At 41.4% G+C, this 18416-nt stretch carries 19 protein-coding genes; 14 read left to right on the top strand and 5 right to left on the bottom strand.

What is annotated here, in order from left to right; all coding sequences use genetic code 11:
* The first annotated feature begins 1 nt into the window (after position 1).
* The 5 genes from E2L03_RS17250 to rfbD are packed head-to-tail and all read left to right on the top strand — an operon-like array spanning position 2 to position 4260.
* Positions 2 to 913, top strand: coding sequence for a glycosyltransferase family 2 protein (locus E2L03_RS17250; RefSeq protein ID WP_134259842.1), 912 nt, complete (start codon positions 2 to 4; stop codon positions 911 to 913).
* A 27-nt stretch (positions 914 to 940) separates the two neighbouring features.
* On the top strand, positions 941 to 1843 hold the full coding sequence (rfbA, locus tag E2L03_RS17245; RefSeq protein ID WP_134259840.1) for a glucose-1-phosphate thymidylyltransferase RfbA: 903 nt from the start codon (positions 941 to 943) through the stop codon (positions 1841 to 1843).
* On the top strand, positions 1840 to 2403 hold the full coding sequence (gene rfbC, locus E2L03_RS17240) for a dTDP-4-dehydrorhamnose 3,5-epimerase (RefSeq protein WP_134259838.1): 564 nt from the start codon (positions 1840 to 1842) through the stop codon (positions 2401 to 2403). The genes rfbA and rfbC overlap by 4 nt, the downstream gene beginning before the upstream one ends.
* Positions 2403 to 3422 carry a dTDP-glucose 4,6-dehydratase gene (gene rfbB, locus E2L03_RS17235; RefSeq protein ID WP_134259836.1) on the top strand — a complete coding sequence of 340 codons (1020 nt, stop codon included), beginning with the start codon at positions 2403 to 2405 and terminating at the stop codon, positions 3420 to 3422. The genes rfbC and rfbB overlap by 1 nt, the downstream gene beginning before the upstream one ends.
* Positions 3415 to 4260, top strand: coding sequence for a dTDP-4-dehydrorhamnose reductase (rfbD, locus tag E2L03_RS17230; protein WP_134259834.1), 846 nt, complete (start codon positions 3415 to 3417; stop codon positions 4258 to 4260). The genes rfbB and rfbD overlap by 8 nt, the downstream gene beginning before the upstream one ends.
* A gap of 95 nt (positions 4261 to 4355) precedes the next feature.
* Here the strand turns inward: rfbD and E2L03_RS17225 are convergent, their stop codons facing one another.
* Entirely contained in the window at positions 4356 to 4574 is a 219-nt protein-coding gene (locus tag E2L03_RS17225; protein WP_134259832.1) for a helix-turn-helix domain-containing protein, read from the bottom strand.
* Positions 4575 to 4683: 109 nt separating this feature from the next.
* Between E2L03_RS17225 and E2L03_RS20575 the strand changes: the two genes are divergently transcribed.
* The 3 genes from E2L03_RS20575 (at position 4684) to E2L03_RS17215 (ending at position 7216) form a co-directional block, all read left to right on the top strand.
* Positions 4684 to 4857 (top strand): hypothetical protein, encoded by a 174-nt coding sequence (locus E2L03_RS20575; protein ID WP_166740354.1) that lies wholly within the window; start codon positions 4684 to 4686, stop codon positions 4855 to 4857.
* A 287-nt stretch (positions 4858 to 5144) separates the two neighbouring features.
* Positions 5145 to 6587 carry a GAF domain-containing sensor histidine kinase gene (locus E2L03_RS17220; RefSeq protein WP_166740353.1) on the top strand — a complete coding sequence of 481 codons (1443 nt, stop codon included), beginning with the start codon at positions 5145 to 5147 and terminating at the stop codon, positions 6585 to 6587.
* Positions 6584 to 7216 carry a response regulator gene (locus E2L03_RS17215; RefSeq protein WP_095150883.1) on the top strand — a complete coding sequence of 211 codons (633 nt, stop codon included), beginning with the start codon at positions 6584 to 6586 and terminating at the stop codon, positions 7214 to 7216. Before E2L03_RS17220 ends, E2L03_RS17215 begins: the two co-directional genes overlap by 4 nt.
* Here E2L03_RS17215 and E2L03_RS17210 read toward each other — a convergent pair.
* Genes E2L03_RS17210 through E2L03_RS17200 form a run of 3 tightly spaced genes read right to left on the bottom strand, consistent with a single transcriptional unit; the run spans position 7197 to position 9325 of the window.
* Complete coding sequence (locus tag E2L03_RS17210) at positions 7197 to 7580, bottom strand: VOC family protein (protein ID WP_038483686.1); 384 nt, start codon at positions 7578 to 7580, stop codon at positions 7197 to 7199. The two genes, E2L03_RS17215 and E2L03_RS17210, sit on opposite strands and share 20 nt — an antisense overlap.
* 15 nt (positions 7581 to 7595) lie before the next feature.
* Positions 7596 to 8612, bottom strand: coding sequence for an S-adenosylmethionine:tRNA ribosyltransferase-isomerase (locus tag E2L03_RS17205; protein WP_134259828.1), 1017 nt, complete (start codon positions 8610 to 8612; stop codon positions 7596 to 7598).
* Positions 8609 to 9325, bottom strand: coding sequence for an SDR family NAD(P)-dependent oxidoreductase (locus tag E2L03_RS17200; protein ID WP_134259826.1), 717 nt, complete (start codon positions 9323 to 9325; stop codon positions 8609 to 8611). Before E2L03_RS17200 ends, E2L03_RS17205 begins: the two co-directional genes overlap by 4 nt.
* Positions 9326 to 9605: 280 nt before the next feature.
* On the opposite strand from E2L03_RS17200, the gene E2L03_RS17195 reads away from it, so the two are divergent.
* Together E2L03_RS17195 and E2L03_RS17190 are read left to right on the top strand one after the other, a co-directional pair.
* Positions 9606 to 10742, top strand: coding sequence for a glycerate kinase (locus E2L03_RS17195; RefSeq protein WP_134259824.1), 1137 nt, complete (start codon positions 9606 to 9608; stop codon positions 10740 to 10742).
* A 46-nt stretch (positions 10743 to 10788) separates the two neighbouring features.
* Complete coding sequence (locus tag E2L03_RS17190; RefSeq protein WP_095150877.1) at positions 10789 to 12141, top strand: GntP family permease; 1353 nt, start codon at positions 10789 to 10791, stop codon at positions 12139 to 12141.
* A 55-nt stretch (positions 12142 to 12196) separates the two neighbouring features.
* Here E2L03_RS17190 and E2L03_RS17185 read toward each other — a convergent pair whose 3' ends face one another.
* The gene (locus E2L03_RS17185; RefSeq protein ID WP_038483675.1) at positions 12197 to 12619 is read right to left on the bottom strand and encodes an Rrf2 family transcriptional regulator; all 423 of its coding nucleotides are present in this window, start codon (positions 12617 to 12619) and stop codon (positions 12197 to 12199) included.
* Between the two features lie 136 nt (positions 12620 to 12755).
* Between E2L03_RS17185 and E2L03_RS17180 the strand changes: the two genes are divergently transcribed.
* From E2L03_RS17180 to E2L03_RS17165, 4 genes are all read left to right on the top strand, one after another.
* Positions 12756 to 13388, top strand: a complete 633-nt coding sequence (locus E2L03_RS17180) for an NAD(P)-dependent oxidoreductase (RefSeq protein ID WP_134259822.1) — start codon at positions 12756 to 12758, stop codon at positions 13386 to 13388.
* Between the two features lie 226 nt (positions 13389 to 13614).
* Positions 13615 to 14916 carry an extracellular solute-binding protein gene (locus E2L03_RS17175; protein ID WP_134259820.1) on the top strand — a complete coding sequence of 434 codons (1302 nt, stop codon included), beginning with the start codon at positions 13615 to 13617 and terminating at the stop codon, positions 14914 to 14916.
* Positions 14917 to 15006: 90 nt separating this feature from the next.
* Positions 15007 to 16845 (top strand): sensor histidine kinase, encoded by a 1839-nt coding sequence (locus tag E2L03_RS17170; protein WP_134259818.1) that lies wholly within the window; start codon positions 15007 to 15009, stop codon positions 16843 to 16845.
* Entirely contained in the window at positions 16817 to 18394 is a 1578-nt protein-coding gene (locus E2L03_RS17165; protein WP_134259816.1) for a response regulator transcription factor, read from the top strand. Before E2L03_RS17170 ends, E2L03_RS17165 begins: the two co-directional genes overlap by 29 nt.
* The last annotated feature ends 22 nt before the right edge of the window (positions 18395 to 18416 follow it).

The following is an 18416-nucleotide window of genomic DNA, read 5'->3' as shown; positions in this document are numbered from 1 at the left end:
TTTGAAATACTCAATTATCATCCCAACTTTAAATGGTAAGAAAGATTTGATGAAAAGTAGCGAAAGGTTACTTAAATTAGTCGATAATAGTAACTTTGAAATCATATTAATAGATTCAGAGTCTGAAGATGGTACAGTTGAATGGGCTGAATTACAAGGTATTAAAGTAATAGAAATCAAACGCAGTGAATTTAATCATGGTGGAACAAGAAATAAGGCTGCAAATTATGCAGTTGGAGAAATAATAATATTTTTAACTCAAGACGCAATTTTATATAATGATGACTCTATAGAAAATATTTTATTAGCTTTTAAAGATAAGACCATTGGAATGGCTTATGGAAGGCAAATTCCTCATCTAGATGCAGATATTCACGGTAGTTTTGCAAGAATGCATAATTACCCTGATGTTAGTATGGTGAAGAGATATAAAGATAGGAAAGAATTAGGTATAAAAACAGTATTTTGTTCAAACTCATTCGCTGCATATAGAAAAGATGTATTGGTTAGTATTGGGGGGTTTCCTGACAATGTTATTTTGGGTGAGGACACCTATGTTTGCGCTAAAATGCTAATGAATGATTATAAATGTGCATATGTAGCTAATGCAGTAGTATACCATTCTCATAATTATTCTATAAAAGAAGAATTTAAAAGATACTTCGATATTGGGGTCTTTCATTATCGAGAAAATTGGATAATTAATGATTTTGATAATACGGAGGGAGAAGGCTTAAATTTTGTCTTATCACAAGCAAAATATCTTATGAAGAAAAAGAAATACCACTTAATTGTTGATTTAGTCTTGAGAAATGGTTCAAAGTTTATTGGCTACAAAATGGGAAAGAAAGAGCATAAATTATCTATAAATACAAAAAGAAAATTAAGTATGCACAAAGGATATTGGTCTTAGACAATATTTTTAAGAAGGTGGCCATTTATGAAAGGTATTATTCTTGCAGGTGGTAGTGGAACAAGGCTGTATCCATTAACGCGTTCAGTTTCAAAACAGTTACTTCCAATTTATGATAAACCAATGATCTATTACCCACTTTCGGTATTAATGTTAGCTGGAATTAAAGAGATTTTAATCATATCTACTCCAGAAGATACGCCAAGGTTTGAACAACTACTTGGTGATGGGGGTAGTTTAGGAATTAAACTCAGTTATGAAGTCCAACCTTCGCCAGACGGTTTAGCTCAAGCTTTCATTATTGGTAAAGAGTTTATTGGTTATGATACGGTAGCCCTTATTCTTGGAGATAACATCTACTATGGACATGGGTTTACATCAATGCTTGAAAGAGCAGCTGACAGGTCTAATGGAGCAACTGTCTTTGGTTATAATGTGAAAGATCCTGAACGTTTTGGTGTTGTTGAATTTGATGAAAGTGGTAAAGCAATTTCAATTGAAGAGAAACCTTTAGAGCCCAAGTCTACTTATGCTGTCACTGGTCTCTATTTTTATGACAATGATGTTGTTGACATTGCACAATCAATTGAACCTTCTGAACGTGGTGAGTTAGAGATTACTTCTATTAATGAGGCCTATTTAAAACGTGGTGATTTGCATGTTGAATTACTGGGGAGAGGATTCGCATGGTTAGATACTGGAACTCACGAGTCTTTACTTGAAGCTTCTACTTTTATTGAAACAATAGAACAAAGACAAAGTCTTAAAGTAGCATGTCTCGAAGAAATTGCATACCGAAAAGGCTATATTTCTAAAGAAGAACTTCTAAATTTAGCTGAGCCACTTAAAAAGAATGCCTACGGTCAATATTTAATTCGTTTAGCTGAAAAGGTGAAAATAGAAAAATCTGTGGAAGGTGCTTTAAATTGAAAATCAGTAAAACTAAATTTGATGAAGCTTACGTTTTAGAGCCAAAAGTGTATGGAGACCATCGTGGGTTCTTTATGGAAAGTTATAATGAGCAAGCATTTAATGAAAAAGGTATTAATATTAATTTTATTCAAGACAATCATTCACTATCTCAAACACCTGGAACTTTAAGAGGGTTACATTATCAGTTAAATCCTAAAGCACAGACGAAGCTTATTAGGGTGACTAAGGGTGCTATCTATGACGTTATCGTAGATATTAGAAAAGGGTCACCAACTTACGGAGAATGGCAAGGCTTCATTTTAACTTCTGATAATAAAAGACAGTTATTAGTACCAAAAGGTTTTGCTCATGGTTTTTGCACACTGGTAGAGAATACTGAAGTTCAGTATAAAGTAGACGAGCTATATTCACCAGTTCACGATAGAGGAATTGCATGGGACGACCCTAAGCTTAATATCGATTGGTCGGTGGCGGAAGCTATCCTTTCTGAAAAGGATAAAAATCATCCAGTGTTAGATGATGCAGAAAACAATTTTGAATATGGGAGAAAGAATTAATGAATATCTTAATAACTGGTGGGGCTGGTTTTATTGGGAGTAACTTTGTTGAATTCATGGTCAACAAATATCCGAATTACAGTTTCTTGAACGTCGATCTTTTGACTTATGCAGGTAATCTAGAAAACCTTAAAAGTATTGAAGAAGCAAGTAATTATACATTCGTCAAAGGTGATATTTGTGACAGTGACTTAATGTCTAAGTTAATGAAAGATAATGCTATTGATGTGATTATAAACTTCGCAGCTGAATCTCATGTTGATAGAAGTATTACAGACCCAGGTTCTTTTGTAAAAGCAAATATTGTAGGAACTCAAGTTCTTTTAGATGTGGCAAGACAAGAGAATATTAAGAAGTATGTGCAAGTATCTACAGATGAAGTATATGGAACTCTAGGAGATGAAGGATACTTCACTGAAGAAACTCCTTTACAACCAAATAGTCCTTACTCCTCTAGTAAAGCTGGGGCTGATCTATTAGTCAGAGCCTATCATGAAACATATGGCATGAATATAAACATTACTAGATGTTCAAATAACTATGGTCCCTTACAATTTCCAGAAAAACTAATTCCGTTAATGATATCAAATGCACTTGAAGGTAAACCATTACCTGTTTATGGAGACGGAAAAAATGTACGTGATTGGTTACATGTTGAAGATCATTGCTCCGCCATTGATTTAGTATTACACAATGGTGTTAGTGGAGAAGTTTACAATGTTGGTGGACACAACGAAAAAACAAATATTGAAATAGTAGAAACAATTATTGATGCTTTAGGTGCCTCTAAAGAGCTTATTACCTACGTGGAGGATCGTCTAGGTCATGATCGTAGATACGCAATTGATCCTGAAAAATTAACAACCGAATTAGGATGGACGCCAAAATACACATTTGAATCTGGGATTAAAGAAACCATTCAATGGTACCTTGATAATCGTGGCTGGTGGGAACGAATTAAATCCGGCGATTATATGGATTATTACAAACAACAGTATCAGGGGAAACTAAATGTCTAAAACTGTTTTAATTACTGGAGCAGGTGGACAACTTGGACAAGATCTAGTTAACACCTTCTTACAAGCGAACTATCAAGTACATGGATTAACAAGAGAAGATTTAGATATTACTAATCCAGTAGATGTGAAATCAATATTTGAAGAAGTAAAACCAGATATTGTTTTACACTCTGCTGCGTATACTGCTGTTGATCATGCAGAAGAAGATATTGACAAAGCTTATCTTGTCAATGCTATTGGTACCAGGAATATCGCTGTTGAGGCTAACGCACATAATTCAAAAGTGGTTTATGTTAGTACAGATTACGTTTTTAATGGAACAGCTGTAGAGCCAATTCATGAATTTCAAGATGTATCACCAATTGGAGTATACGGGCGTTCAAAGCTTGCTGGAGAAAACTATATAAGAGATCTAACGAACAAGTCTTTTATTGTAAGAACTTCTTGGGTTTATGGAAAAAATGGAAATAACTTCGTGAAGACAATGTTAAAGTTAGGTCAAGAAAAAGATAGTTTAAATGTAGTGGCAGATCAAGTTGGTTCTCCAACTTACACAGTAGATTTAGCCAACAAAATATTGGAAATAGTAAGTACAGAAAAATATGGTACCTATCATGTGTCCAATAGTGGTAAATGTAGCTGGTTTGAATTTGCTGAAGCAATTTTCGAATTTAGTGGTACAGATATTAAAGTAAATCCAGTAACAACAGATGAATTTCCGAGACCTGCTAAAAGACCTGCTTACTCTGTCTTTGATCATATGGGATTAAGGTTAAATGGATTTTCTGAAGTAAGGCACTGGAGGGTGGCACTCGAAGAATTTTTAAAAGAAATTTAATGTATGTGAGTATCATTCCTATGCAAAAGCAGAATGATACTCATTGTTTTTTGTTTCAAATTAAGAATTCGCATATATTGAGTATAAAATTTTTACTACCTTCTCTCCCTCTCATCACTTCTCCCCACTAAATAATCCAACGATACATTAAAAAAGTCAGCAAGCTTAATAAGACCTTCGAAATCAGGGTAGCGTGATCCGGTTGCGTAATGCTGGACGGCACGCACACTAATACCGAGTAAATCGGCTAAATCTTGATAGTTAACTGCCTTTTCGGTTTTTAGTGATTTAAATCTTGTGTTAAATTTAGCCATTTGCAAACTCCAATCCTATTGAAAAGTACTTAAAGTTCGTTTATAATCGAATTAACAAACCGCACTTAAAGTTCTTGTTGTGATGAAACTTTTTACTGGAGGTCTTCTTATGTCTGCAATCTATTCTCGTCTCGTTTTAGCTGAAATAAAGATGGAGTTGTTGCATCATGCCCATGTGCTTGAAAGCCAGAATATGTACGAATTGCTTCAGCAAGTGTTAGCGACTGTTAAGAAGATTGATGCTATGGATGAAGACATTCAGCAAAACATTACGACCTCGTAAGTATTCATGTCTAATGTTTTAAATCACAAAAAGACTCCGATACCTACTTGTATCTATTAAGCTTTTTGCAAAAATACTCGACACACCCCTACCTCACATAATAAGCGCCTATCTATCGTTCTATTGATAGTGTTTTTAGTATATCATCTCACTAAGGCAATATGTACAATGAGTACGTATAATGTGTATTGCTTGTTTAACCACTTTGCCCCCAACCACCTTTATCTCCCACCTCGACCCCTCTCATGCTAAACTAAATGAAAGACACACCATTACAGGAGTTACAAATGAACAGTATCGAGACGTTAAAAGAAATTGCGAAAACGTTAAATGAAGGGGAACGAATTGAAGACATTTTACAGGCGGTGTTAGTCTCTCTTCTTGAAACGACTGGGCTTAAAACGGGCTGGATCTTTCTTGTATCGCCGCAAGGGAAGCAACGATTGGTGGCGCAAGTAGGGTTGCCACAAGGGTTGAGGCATCAAACGTGCGCGCCTCTTAAAGAGGGTAGCTGTTATTGTGTGAATAAATACAACAACGGGGAGCTTCATGAACCGATTAATATTATGAATTGTAAGCGATTAAAGCTTGCTGTAGAGAACGACTGGGGCGATACAGGGGGCCTGTCTCGGCATGCGACGATCCCCATTAAAGCGGGAAGTGAGTCTTTTGGGTTAATCAATATTGCGTCGCCGTCCATTGATACGTTTTCTCGGAATGAATTGGAATTGTTTGAAACGGTGGCGTATCAAATTGGAGCAACGATTAAGCGGTTGAATGCGTATATTGAGGAACAGAAGCAGACGGCTTTGCTTTCTCAGCTTGGAAAGTATCTCGCCTTTCAACGGGATGTGGCGAATGAGGACGACTATTTGGCAACGGTAGGGGAGACTTTACAGACGTTTTTTGGATGGAAGGGCGTTCGGTTTTTCTACAATGAGTGGTCGACGTTCACTGGGGAAGAAGGGGATGCGAGCAAGACGGTACGCTTGCCGTTTGACCAGCATCTGCTTGAGCTGTGTGTGTATGATGAAGGGTTATCGGCTGGTGTCGAGTCGGTTCTATATGAGGTGCTAACACATATTTCCCTGCAATTGAAGCAGTTTGAGTTGAATCGGCAGCAGCAACAACTATGGCGGCGGGAGGAACGGAATCGCCTTGCTCGGGACTTACATGACAGTGTGAATCAATTGTTATTTTCTCTGATCTTGCATGCGAAAGGGCTAGAGCGGCAGCTAGAGGATGGGGACATGAAAGCGACGGTTGCCCATGTTCATGAGCTCGGCAATCAAGCTCTTGTGGAATTAAAAGAGTTAATTAAACAGCTTCGTCCAGAAGGATTGGAGTCTGGGCTTGCGGCAAAGGTTGAAGCGTATGCGCGTTTGATTGGCTTAGCTGTTGTAGTAGAAGTAGAAGGATTAAAGAAAATCGCTGAACCATTGGAAGTGTGCGTGTGGCGTTTGATACAAGAGGGGTTAAACAACTGCCAGAAGCATGCGAAGACAAAGGATGTAACGGTCCGTCTGTTATTTGGAAGTGAAGCGGTAACGGTACAGATCGTCGATCAAGGGATCGGGTTTGATCCCGACACTGTGAGAAAAGGAATGGGTTTCGTGAATATAAAGGAACGTGTACAGGAAATGGGCGGTACGGTAACGATTGTGTCTGCGCGGCATCAAGGCACGACCGTGAATATAAGCATACCGCTAGTACAAGGGGACAACGTATGAAAGTGATGATTGTGGACGATCATACGGTTGTCCGAAAAGGGTTAGTGTTTTATTTGAATACCATCGAAGATATGGAGATTGTCGGTGAGGCAAATAATGGGGAAGAGGCACTCCAGAAGCTGAAAACCGTTCAGCCTGATTTGATTTTAATGGATTTGTTTATGCCGAAATTAAATGGCATGGAAGCGACGAACCAGATAAAAGCTCTCTATCCTCATGTGAAAATCTTAGTGTTGAGCTCGTTTTCTGATAAGGATCATGTGATTCCGGCTTTACAGGCTGGTGCAGATGGTTATCAGTTAAAAGACATCGATCCAGAACAATTAGTGGAAACGATGCGTGCGGTTTTAAACGGTGAAAATAAGCTGCATGATAAAGTAACCAAATTCGTGCTCAACCGGATTGCGACGCCAATGTCTGAGGAAGAACAGGCCATCGAACTCCTAACAAAGCGAGAGCGGGAAGTGCTCGTGGAGATTGCTTCAGGCTATAGCAATAAAGAAATTGCCGATCGGCTAGGGATTACAGAAAAAACGGTGAAAACTCATCTATCTCATGTGTTTTCCAAGCTGCACGTCAGCGACCGGACACAGGCGGCTTTGTTTGCGGTTAAGCATAGTCTTTTGTAGAGGGGCATTCAATCAGTTCAATTAATTCATTGTTGATGCCCCGAAAGTATACCGCTTTCCAGCCGTTTTCTAGATGATAGGGGCCTTCTTCTAGCTTTATCTGTTGCCCTTGAAAGCGAACGATGGCGTCTGTGAGGTTGTTTGTTTGAAAAGCAAGATGGATGGAGGAGGCGGATGAATCCTCCTCTTTGTCTTGCCCTGAATCGACGAGTTCGATCAAGGTGTTGCCAATTCGGATAAACGCAAGCTCTTCGCCGTTTAACGCCATGCGTTCGACTAGCGTAGCGTCAAGCAAGCGTTTGTAAAAGGAAAGCGTTGCTTCTAGGTCGTGTACGTTGATGCCAATGTGATGTGTTGTGAACATGGTGTTGCCTCCTTTTTACAGCATGAGGTGGACATCGCCAAATTCATGCCAGAGGTAGTTGTTTTGTAAGGCGTGCTGGTAGCTTGACAGTAGTGCGTCATCGGGCAAAAACGCGCGTAATAATTCGAGATGACTAGAGTGTGGTTCGTGTAAGCCGGAAAGCAACCCATCTACGAGCTGTAAGGGCGTTTCTCGTTGAATGAACAAATTGGTGGTATCCGTCCAAGCCCCTTGATGAGAAGGCTTGTTTTTTGCATACGATTCGACTGCGCGCACCACCGTAGTACCGACTGCGATAATCCGTCCCCCGCGTGCTTTGGCTTCATGTATCGCTGTAATCGTTTCTGCTGGAATCATATAAGCTTCAGGATGATGCAAAGGGTCTGGCCATTGGTTGTCTTCGTAGTAACTAATGCCTGCATGCAGCGTAAGGAAGCCCACTTGAATTTGGTTTTGTTTTAATTGGTGAATCAGCTTCCACGAAAAGGCTCGCCCAGCTGAAGGCATTTCAATGGAGCCAGGCACAGACGCAAATACGGTTTGGTATGACTCCAATGACCAAGGGGTGTTGATGTATTCATACCGAATCGGCTCCCCGTATTTATGGAGAAACGACAGAACCGGTTCTTGCAGGCCTTGAAAGGTCACACGCTTTAACGGGGCTTCACTGCCATCTCCTTGAACATGAAGCGTCACTCCGTCTTGAAGTTGAACCACAGTCTTGTCTTTACCAAGAATGAGTGCTTCCCAACTGGTTTCGGTTAGTTGTCGAGCTAATCGAACGGTTACGTTGTCGGTTTCACTTACGAGCTGAGCTGGAATGGTTCGGCTGCGATTGAAGAGAAGCAAATCATTCGGCTGTAAGAGCTCAGTGAGGTCGGTTAACGTGTGATCTTGAATGCGTCCGCTCTTCCGCTCGGTATGAAGGAGCTTCACGTCGGAACGATCGTTTCCACGTAGCTCAGCAGGTGTATGAGCATGAAGATGCGCTGGCAACGAGAATGCCTCATGGAGCGAAACAAGATTGGTCATTGTGCTGCCTCCTCTAAGAATGAATCTATGTCAAACCGCTTTCCGTTGACTGTGCCACGATGTTGGATGATGTAATCGAATAGCGGCAACAGCTCTTCTGGTTCTAGTAAAGAATAATCGCAATTGGGAACGGCAATGTCGTGCATGGCAGTATTCATTTCACCAGGATCAACTAAACAAACCTCTGTCTCGGTTTCTGATAGTTCATCTGCCCATGTTTGCATCAATCCTTCCACTGCAAACTTAGATACCCCGTACGCACCCCATTCAGCAAACCCGGTCTTACCAGCAGCAGATGTAATGGAAACGATCAGCCCACGGTCATTTGTTAACATGGTCGCAAGGGTGCGTTTTGTCATTAGAAACGGGTTGAGTACATTCGTGTGAAGCACGTCTTGAAACATGTGTTCATCGTAATCAGCTAGTAGCTGTGGTCCTGGACCAAAGATCGACGCATTGTTCAGTAAAATATCAATTGTTCCGAACGTGGCTTCAACGACAGACACAAATCGATCCACATCCTTTGCGTTCGCGACATCAGCACGAACCGCCACGACTTCCGCTCCTAAAGCAATCGCTTCTTCTTTTACCTTCATCAGCTCTTCTTCGTTTCGAGCACAGATTCCTAATCGATACCCTTGTTTCGCATAGTGAAGGGTTAGTGCTTTTCCAAGCCCTCTTGATGCTCCTGTAATCACTATAACGTCTTTCATTTATCTTCACTCCTTTGTGTTGTTGCTTTTAGTGTACGTAAGAAAGAAACGATTTGAATCGTTGATAAGAGGGAGAGCATGCTCATCGATTTGACTGATCGGTGCTCAGACAAAAGTCGTAGAGAGGGAAGTGTTATTTTTGAGTGTACGAACTCGGTTTGTAAGGTTCGTATGAAAATAAAGGATTTTAAGAGAATAATTTTGTACATTCCGCACGATGTAAAAAGTGTATATTCAGATTATAATCATCTTTATAAGAATGACGTAAGGTGGTTACAACATGAAAATCGTGATTGCGCCAGATTCGTTTAAAGGCAGTTTATCGGCTGTTGACGTAGCGAACGTTATGAAGCAGGCCATATCGAAAGCGCTTCCAAATGCTGAGGTCGTCTCCGTTCCTGTTGCAGATGGTGGGGAAGGGACGATGGATAGCCTCGTTACAGCAACAGGAGGAAAAAAAGTAAAGGTTGTAGTGAAAGGACCGACTCGCAAGGAGGTTACCGCAGAATATGGCGTTCTTGGTGATGGGAAGACGTGTGTAATCGAAATGGCAAGTGCGTCAGGGCTTGTGTTAATTCCGGCTCATGAGCGTAATCCGATGGTGACGACGACTCTGGGCACTGGAGAGCTCATTAAAGCGGCGCTAGATGCAGGGTATCGTTCGTTTGTTTTAGCGATTGGTGGAAGTGCCACGAATGATGGCGGCACTGGCATGCTACAAGCACTAGGAATGAAGCTTCTCGATAAGCAAGGGGAATCTGTTGGATACGGTGGAGAAGCGGTTGGTCAGATTACGGCCATTGATGATGCTTTGTTTGACAAGCGTATTCGCGAGTCTACCTTTTTAATTGCATCTGATGTTCAAAATCCGTTCGTTGGTCCGACTGGGGCATCGGCTGTGTTTGGCCCTCAAAAAGGGGCAACTCAAGAAATGGTGGAGGAACTGGATCGTGGGTTAACCACATGGGCGGATTTAATTGAGAAACAGACAGGAGTTCGTCTCCATGATCAAGCTGGTGCAGGTGCAGCTGGTGGTATAGGCGGAGCGTTTCAGGCATTTTTTCCTTCTTCCATGAGAAGAGGCATCGATCTTGTCATCGAGCATACGCATTTAGAAAAGAAGCTGGTAGGCGCTGATCTCGTGTTAACAGGAGAAGGGCAAATTGATGATCAAACCGCTTCTGGTAAGACGCCGATGGGTGTAGCGGAAGCGGCGAAAAAGCAAGGTATTCCGGTTGTTGCCATTGCAGGGTCTGTTGGCGAAGGAATTGAAGAGCTGTATCAATACGGGATCACAAGTGTATTCAGTATTGTGAAAGGACCTATGAATTTAGAGCAAGCAATGGAGGGTTGCAGTGAATATCTAGCACTGACTACTGAACAAGTCGTGCGAACATTTTTTGCGTTTCGAGATTAACGACACATGAGCAGGCGTGAATGCCTGCTCAAAAAGGGGGATTACCATGCTATTCCTTATTATTGCAATGGGTGTTTTACTTATTATCATCGCTACATCTAAATTTAAAGTACATCCGTTTTTATCCTTATTACTCGGTACCTTATTTGTTGGTTTTGCGTCAGGTATGTCCTTTGATCTAATTGTTGAAAGCATGAACACTGGCTTTGGGAACTTGATGATGAGTATCGGTCTCGTCATTGTCTTTGGGACAATTATTGGGGTTATTTTAGAAAAGGCTGGTGCCGCTTATCGAATGGCAGAAGTCGTTCTTCGAATCGTTGGACCGAAGCATCCTCAGCTAGCGATGAGCATTATTGGGTTCATTGTATCAATTCCTGTATTTTGTGATTCAGGCTTTATTATTTTAAACAGTTTAAGGAAAGCGCTATCAAAACGAGCGAAGGTGTCAATGGCGTCAATGTCTGTTGCCCTGGCAACAGGTTTATATGCTACACATACCCTTGTTCCTCCTACACCTGGTCCGATTGCCGCGGCTGGGAACATTGGAGCAGACGCCTATTTAGGCACTGTGATCTTTATCGGATTAATCGTAGCGGTTCCTGCTACATTAGTCGGTTATCTCTGGTCTATTAAAGTTGCAACAAAAATTGAAGTGCCAGAAGATGTGACAGCAGCAGGAGAAGAGTTTGATTATGATAAAGTCGTTGCGTCCTTCGGGAAAATGCCTTCGACGTTTTCAGCATTCCTCCCGATCTTACTGCCAATTGTTTTAATTGGTCTTGGTTCTATTATTGCGGTATTGGGCGTGGAAGGTGGCTTTGCGAACTTCCTTATGTTTTTAGGAAAACCGGTTATTGCTTTATTAATCGGTGTTGTGGCAGCGTTACCACTCTTGCCGGCGTTTAATGAAGAAACCCTAACAGGCTGGATGGGTCAAGCGCTGAAGGATGCTGCACCTATTCTGTTAATAACAGGTGTCGGTGGTTCTTTTGGTACTGTTATCCGCAATTCAGGTGTAGAAGACATCATTCAAAGCTGGGACATTAGCGGTATATTCACAGGAGCCATGTTCTTGCTTGTACCATTCTTACTAGCGGCTGCGTTAAAAACAGCCCAAGGCTCTTCAACCACATCCCTTGTTATCACGTCATCGTTAATTGCACCGATGCTACCGATTATGGGAATCGAAGGGGCCATTCCATTAGCACTTGTCGTAATGGCCGTAGGTGCGGGTGCGATGACCGTCTCTCATGTGAATGATAGTTATTTCTGGGTGGTTGCACAATTTACCGGGATGAAAGTCAATGATGCGTATAAAGCGCAAACAATGGCAACCTTACTACAAGGCATCGTGACCATTATAGTAACGATGATTCTATGGGCCATTCTCGTATAACAAATGAAAGACAGCAGACACGGGTGGTCTGCTGTCTTTTCTTTGGCATCGTCAATCAAGAAGATTTCATATCATGAACAATTGCTTCCATGGTGACAGAAGCCAATTGGTCTTCGAGTGCTTTTTGCGCAGAGTGGAGAACGGGTGTTAACGTTAGTTGAATGTTGTTCCCTACTTCGCAATCAATGGTAGGTGCTTTATGAACAGAGAATAGTTCATTTTCCTTTACCGCATGAACAGCATGATAGACATCTAACAACGTAATCTCACTCAAGTTTTTTGCTAGTTTTGCCCCAGCTACGCCAGGTTTTACATCAATTAAATGAGCTTTCTTTAGCATCCCCATCAGTTTACGGATGAGAGCTGGGTTCGTGTTAACGCTAGCGGCAATGAATTCTGATGTGATTGCCGTTTCTTGGTTGAATTCGAGTAATGCAAGAATATGAACGCCAACAGTGAATCGACTGCTGATGGTCATGGTGTCACCTTCTTTTTCCTTCGCTTTTGATTCAGTATAGCATAGAAAAAAAGGTTGACAAACGAATTGGATGTAACTATTATGATTACAAGTAACTAATTTAATTACAGGTTTACCACTCAAGGAGGAAAAACAGATGAAAATTGGTGTAATCGGAGCAAATGGGAAAGCAGGGCAACTCGTCGTTAAAGAAGCGTTGAATCGAGGGCATGAAGTGATTGGCTTCGTGCGCGATTCGAGTAAGGTCAGTGAGTCGATAGAGGTTAAAGAAATAGATGTGTTCCATTTGTCGGGTGACGATGTGAAGGGATTCGATGCCGTTGTGAGTGCGTACGGTGCATTCGATACTGAATCGTTTGTGCGTGCTGGAGACGCTTTTATAAAAGCTTTTAGCGAAACCGATACGCCGCTTATCATTATTGGTGGGGCAGGAAGTCTTTATGTGGATAAGGAAAAGGGCTTACGCTTACTTGATACCCCTGATTTTCCAGAGGCATATAAACCTATCGCGAAAGGTGCAGACCTTATGCTGGAAAAGTTGCTGGAAACGACAAGCTTAACATGGACCTACATGAGTCCAGCGGCATTCTTTGATGCGGAAGGCAAACGTACAGGTACGTATACAAAAGGAAAAGACCAGCTCATTTTGAATCAAGCTGGTGAAAGCTATATTAGCTATGCTGACTTTGCTATAGCTGTACTGGATGAAGTTGAACAGCCGCAGCACCGGAATGAACGATTCACCGTTGTAGGGAACAGCTCGGTTTGATCACCTAAGATAACGGATTGTGAGCCTTATAAACCTTTTTTGAAAGATCGATTCCAATAACTGTTTGAAGCCTCTGCTGTGAGTGTACCCAAACTCATACCAGAGGTTTTTGTACGTAAGGAAGTCAATAAATTTATAGATGTTATATTAATTTTATGGACTTTTTTAACGAAAGGATTCTGTCATAATACATAGTGAAAGCGATTTCATAAAAGGGGGAATGAGCTTGTTCAATCAATTAAAAGGCGGGAAAATCGTCTATACAGGTGCAACGATTGGGATGTTGACCCTGCTTGCAGGTTGCGGTGGAAGTACAGAAGATGCAGATGGGTCAGGGAATGGTGATGCGGTAGAGCTGAGTTTCTGGGCTTCAGCAAATCCAGATCGAGATGACTTTAAATTAACGATGGATCGAGTGGAACAATTTAATGAAGAACACGATGACATTCACTTAAAGATTGAAACCACACCGCATGCTGATTATCGGACGCGGTTAAATACACAAGCGGCAGGAGGGCAGCTCCCGGATATTTTTCAAGTGTGGCCAGGAGCGGAACTTCAACCTCTTGTCGATGGGAATGCAGTAGGCTCTCTTAACGCTATTGTGGAAAATTGGACTGACAATGGCTTGTTAAATGAAGACGCCCTTGCCGATTTTACGTTTGATGGAGAGGTGTATGCCATTCCTTCTGTTCAGAATCCAACAAGCTTTGTCTTTTATAATGTCGATATGCTTGAAGAATTGGGCTATGATGAATTTCCGCAGACGTATGATGCGTTCAAGGAACTGATTACGGATTTACGTGGAGACGATACGACTCCTATTGCTTTAGGCAATTCCGCTTCATGGGTGCTGCAATCGGTTTACATTTCAACGATTGCTGATCGGTTTACAGGCAATGATTTTATTCCACAAGTGCTTGAAGGAGAGCGGTCCTTCACAGATTCAGATTTCGTTGATGCTCTTGGGGTGATAGAAGAGCTGGTTGAAATGGAAGCATTTAATGAAGATTTGAACACCATTGATGATAACCAAATGATTGAATACTTTTTACAAGAGCGCTCTGCCATGGTCATTGACGGGAACTGGGGTGCGATTAGCATCTTGACCAATAAACCGGATGACATGAATGTTGGGATTGCTCCGTTTCCTTTAGGAGATTCAGGAACCATCTCTACTGTTTATGGAAATTCATGGTCGCTGAATGCAGACTTATCGGATGAAAAACGAGAAGCAGCTGAGACATTTTTAAAATGGATGTTTGATGAAGAATTTTATCAAGAGCTAATTGGCGTAGGTCGGGTTGTCGCTGCAGACGTCGATATGCCTGAAGATGCGGATCTGGATCCACTCTTTTTAGATATGCTTGCACTTTCTCAAGATGCTCCGCCAGCACCAGTATATGACGCTGTTCTTCCTCAGGCCATAAACAACGTCCTACAAAATGAGCTACAAGCCATTACGATCGGACGATCAACGCCAGAAGAAGCTGCACAGAATATCCAAAATACGGTAAACGCACAATGATGCTATAGTAAAAGACAAAGAGCAGACCATTCTTCAGTAGAATCGTACTGCTCTTTTCCAACTACTCATATAAAGGGATTGTCGCTTACGATGAAAAATGGGGTGTCGTTTCGTCATTGGAGTTTACGCTGGAAGTCAATTTTGATTTTATTGTCACTGATTCTTATTCCTGCATTAACCATTAGTTTATTGGTTTACTATCAGTCCAACTCCATTTTAGAAAAGCAAGTCATTGAACGGAATGAACAAAACTTGCGTCATATTGAATCAAGCTTACTCGGTGTCATGGAAGAAGTAGAGGAATTATCAAGCTACATTATTTACAGCCAAGAATTTCGGCAATACTTTACTCTCCCTGTTGAGGGGGCTGGCAGTCATCCAGAAGAGATGCAGCGGCTCCGAGATCATATTAGAGGCTTCTTTACGTTTCATTTAAACAATAAACCGTACTTTCACTCGGCGCAGATTGAAGGAATGAACGGTTCCCAACTTCATCTTGGAGAGAGGATAAGCGGGGATGAAACAAAGTGGGAAGAAGCGGCTAGAGGAGAGCTTGGAAGGGTAGTGTGGACAGACCCTTACGTACTCACACGAAGCGGCTGGGAGACAGGAGAGTATACGATCGTTTCACTTTTTCGGATCATCAATAATTTGTACGATATTACTGAACCGATTGGGAATGTGCGCATTCGTTTAGACGAACGGGAGTTATTTTCCCACATCACAAGTGGCTATTTACATCCAAATGATGACATGATTTTGATGCAAGAAGAAGGTCTCGTGCTCTCTCATCGCAATGCCGATCTGGTTGGGAATCGGTTTACTAATCAAGACGTTGTTCAGAACGTGCAAGATGGAGCTACACTTTTTCAATATGAGGAAGATGGAGATGTGTATTATGCGGTTGTACGCTACGTAACAGGTACCGATTTATCCCTTATTTCAACTGTAAAAGAAGAGTTTATTCTAAATGAATTTCAAGGTATGCGGCAAACGATGCATATTATCATGCTTGTGGCTGGTGGGATTGGCCTTGTAGCCATTGTTGGATTTATGTTGACCATCATCAAACCCATTACAGAATTAACAAAAGAGACAAAGCGTCTTGAGGAAGGGGATTTTGCTGCACGCGTGAAAGTGCGTTCACGAGATGAGATTGGACAATTAGGTTCTCGCTTTAATAACGCTGTTAGTCAAATTCAGCGATTAATTGAGACGAAATATAAACTTGAAATTCAGAATAAAGAGTCAGAATTAAAAGCATTACAAAGTCAAATGAACCCACACTTTTTATATAATACATTGGACATGATTCGTTGGACAGCAAGGCTGGAGAACGCATTTGAGACTGGAAAAAGTATTGAGCATCTGTCGAAGTTATTTCGGATTAGCCTCAGTCAAGGGAAGTTATGTATCCCTCTCAAAGACGAACTAGCATATGTCCAAAGCTATCTAGACCTGCAAAAACGGCGCTTGGGCAATCAGTTGACATTCTCTGTCCTTATGGAGGCAGGCATTGAACAAAGCCTGACGTTAAAGCTTATTTTGCAACCGCTAGTGGAGAATAGCCTTCGTCATGGCTTTACTGAACTAAAACAAACGAATACCATCACCATTCGAGCGTATCGTGAAGGAGCGTATGTTGTCATTGACGTGCTAGATAATGGTGTTGGGTTTCATATGGACGTTGATACGTTTAATCATGTCGTACAAGACCCGGATCGTAGGGAGAGAGGCTTTGCTTTACGAAATACACACCAACGTCTCATAAAAACCTTTGGATTTACCTGTGGACTAATGGCAATGGAAACGGATGAAGGGGCACATATTCGTATACGTATGCCATTCATAGAAAGTGAAGCGGAGAAAAAACGATTCGTTCACGAGGAGGGCGTCAGTTATGAGCATACGGATGCTAATTGTAGATGATGAACCAGTGATATGCCAAGGACTTGTTCAAACGATTCCTTGGGAAAGCCTTGGCGTGCAGGAGGTAGACATGGCGTTTAACGGCAAGCAAGCCCTAGAAAAACTAGCAGACCAATCATTCGACTTGATTCTGACGGATATTTTCATGCCTGAAATGGATGGGCTTGCATTGGCAGAGCACATTGTTCATGAAAAGCCAGATACAAAAATGATCATTATTAGTGGTTTTGATCATTTCGATTATGCACGGCAAGCACTTCGGCTAGGAATAGAAGACTATTTACTTAAACCGGTGGATGTAGACGAACTAATGGCGCTTGTCAAACGAGTAAGGAACAAGATTGTGGCACACAAAGAGCGGAAAAATAGTCTCCTTCAAGATTGGATGGCGGAACAGCTTCGTCATAGGCTTTTTCACTCCCCTCTATCTGAACGGATAAAAGAAAAACACGCACCATGGACTGGTCGTTACCGGCTACTGATTAGCGAGGTATCTGGTTACGCTTATCTACAGAACACTTTACCGAGCGAAACTTTTGAGGGTGTACAGGAGGATGTACGACATGTTGTAGAAAAAACATGTAGAGCCTATGGTATAAAACATGTTTCTCTTTTTGGTCACGAGAATGAGCTGTTAACCCTTGTGTATAATGAGCATTCCGATATGCTCGATGACAGCAAGCTTCGTGAGATATGGGGAGACATTATGGAACAGAGTCCCTATCCCATTCAAACGGTAAGCTCGTCAGTCGGTCAGTCTTTATCCGAATGCTACGATCATTACCAGGAAGGGCTTATCCTCCTTGATAATGTGCGTGGTAAAGGGAGTGGTCTCTTTATAGAAAGCCAACAGTGTTTTAAAGAAACTGTCGATTGGAAGGGTCTCAATCACCGTTTATTGGAATCGCTCCTCAAAGGGGATGAAAGCAAACTTGAAGCGTTTATACATCAGGTAGTGGCAGAGGTATTGGAAAAAGAGAAGACCTTTAGCCAAATGGTAGAGAGGTGTCGCTCTCTTGAAGTAGCACTAAAACAAAAACTTCAAGAACGATTTCCTGCCAAATCCTTTGATCGAGTGGCGCTACGGTTACAAGAGGAACTGGAGTTACGTAAATGGAACACTTCTAATGTCATTGAGCAGCTTTTCCTTTGCGATCTAATCCATTTACTTGGGGAATTAAAAGAAGATGGACAGAACAACTGGATGATTGAAAAAATGAAACGGTATATTCATAAGCATTATCAGCACGATTTGCGAGCAGCAGAAGTGGCGGAGCGCCATTTTATTACACCTAATTATTTCAGTATGCTGTTTAAAAAGGAGACGGGGCAGAGTTTTTCAGAGTATGTTAATGGTCTCCGTATTCAAAAATCAGTAGAGCTGTTGCTGAACACGTCCAATAAAGTGTTTGAAATTGCCGAATATGTTGGTTATAAAGAATACAAATATTTTGTGCAAGTTTTTAAAAAGCAGGTTGGTTTCACGCCAACTCAGTATAGGCGTATGAATGCAGCGCAAGAAAGTAGAGAAAAACAGATAGAATCGTAACTTTTCGGATTTTTATAAAAGA

Origin of the sequence: Shouchella oshimensis, assembly GCF_004375095.1 — a bacterium.
GTDB classification, from domain to species: domain Bacteria; phylum Bacillota; class Bacilli; order Bacillales; family Bacillaceae_D; genus Shouchella; species Shouchella oshimensis.
Note: the sequence above shows the minus strand (reverse complement) of the source record. Positions and strands in the feature narration are given on the sequence as shown.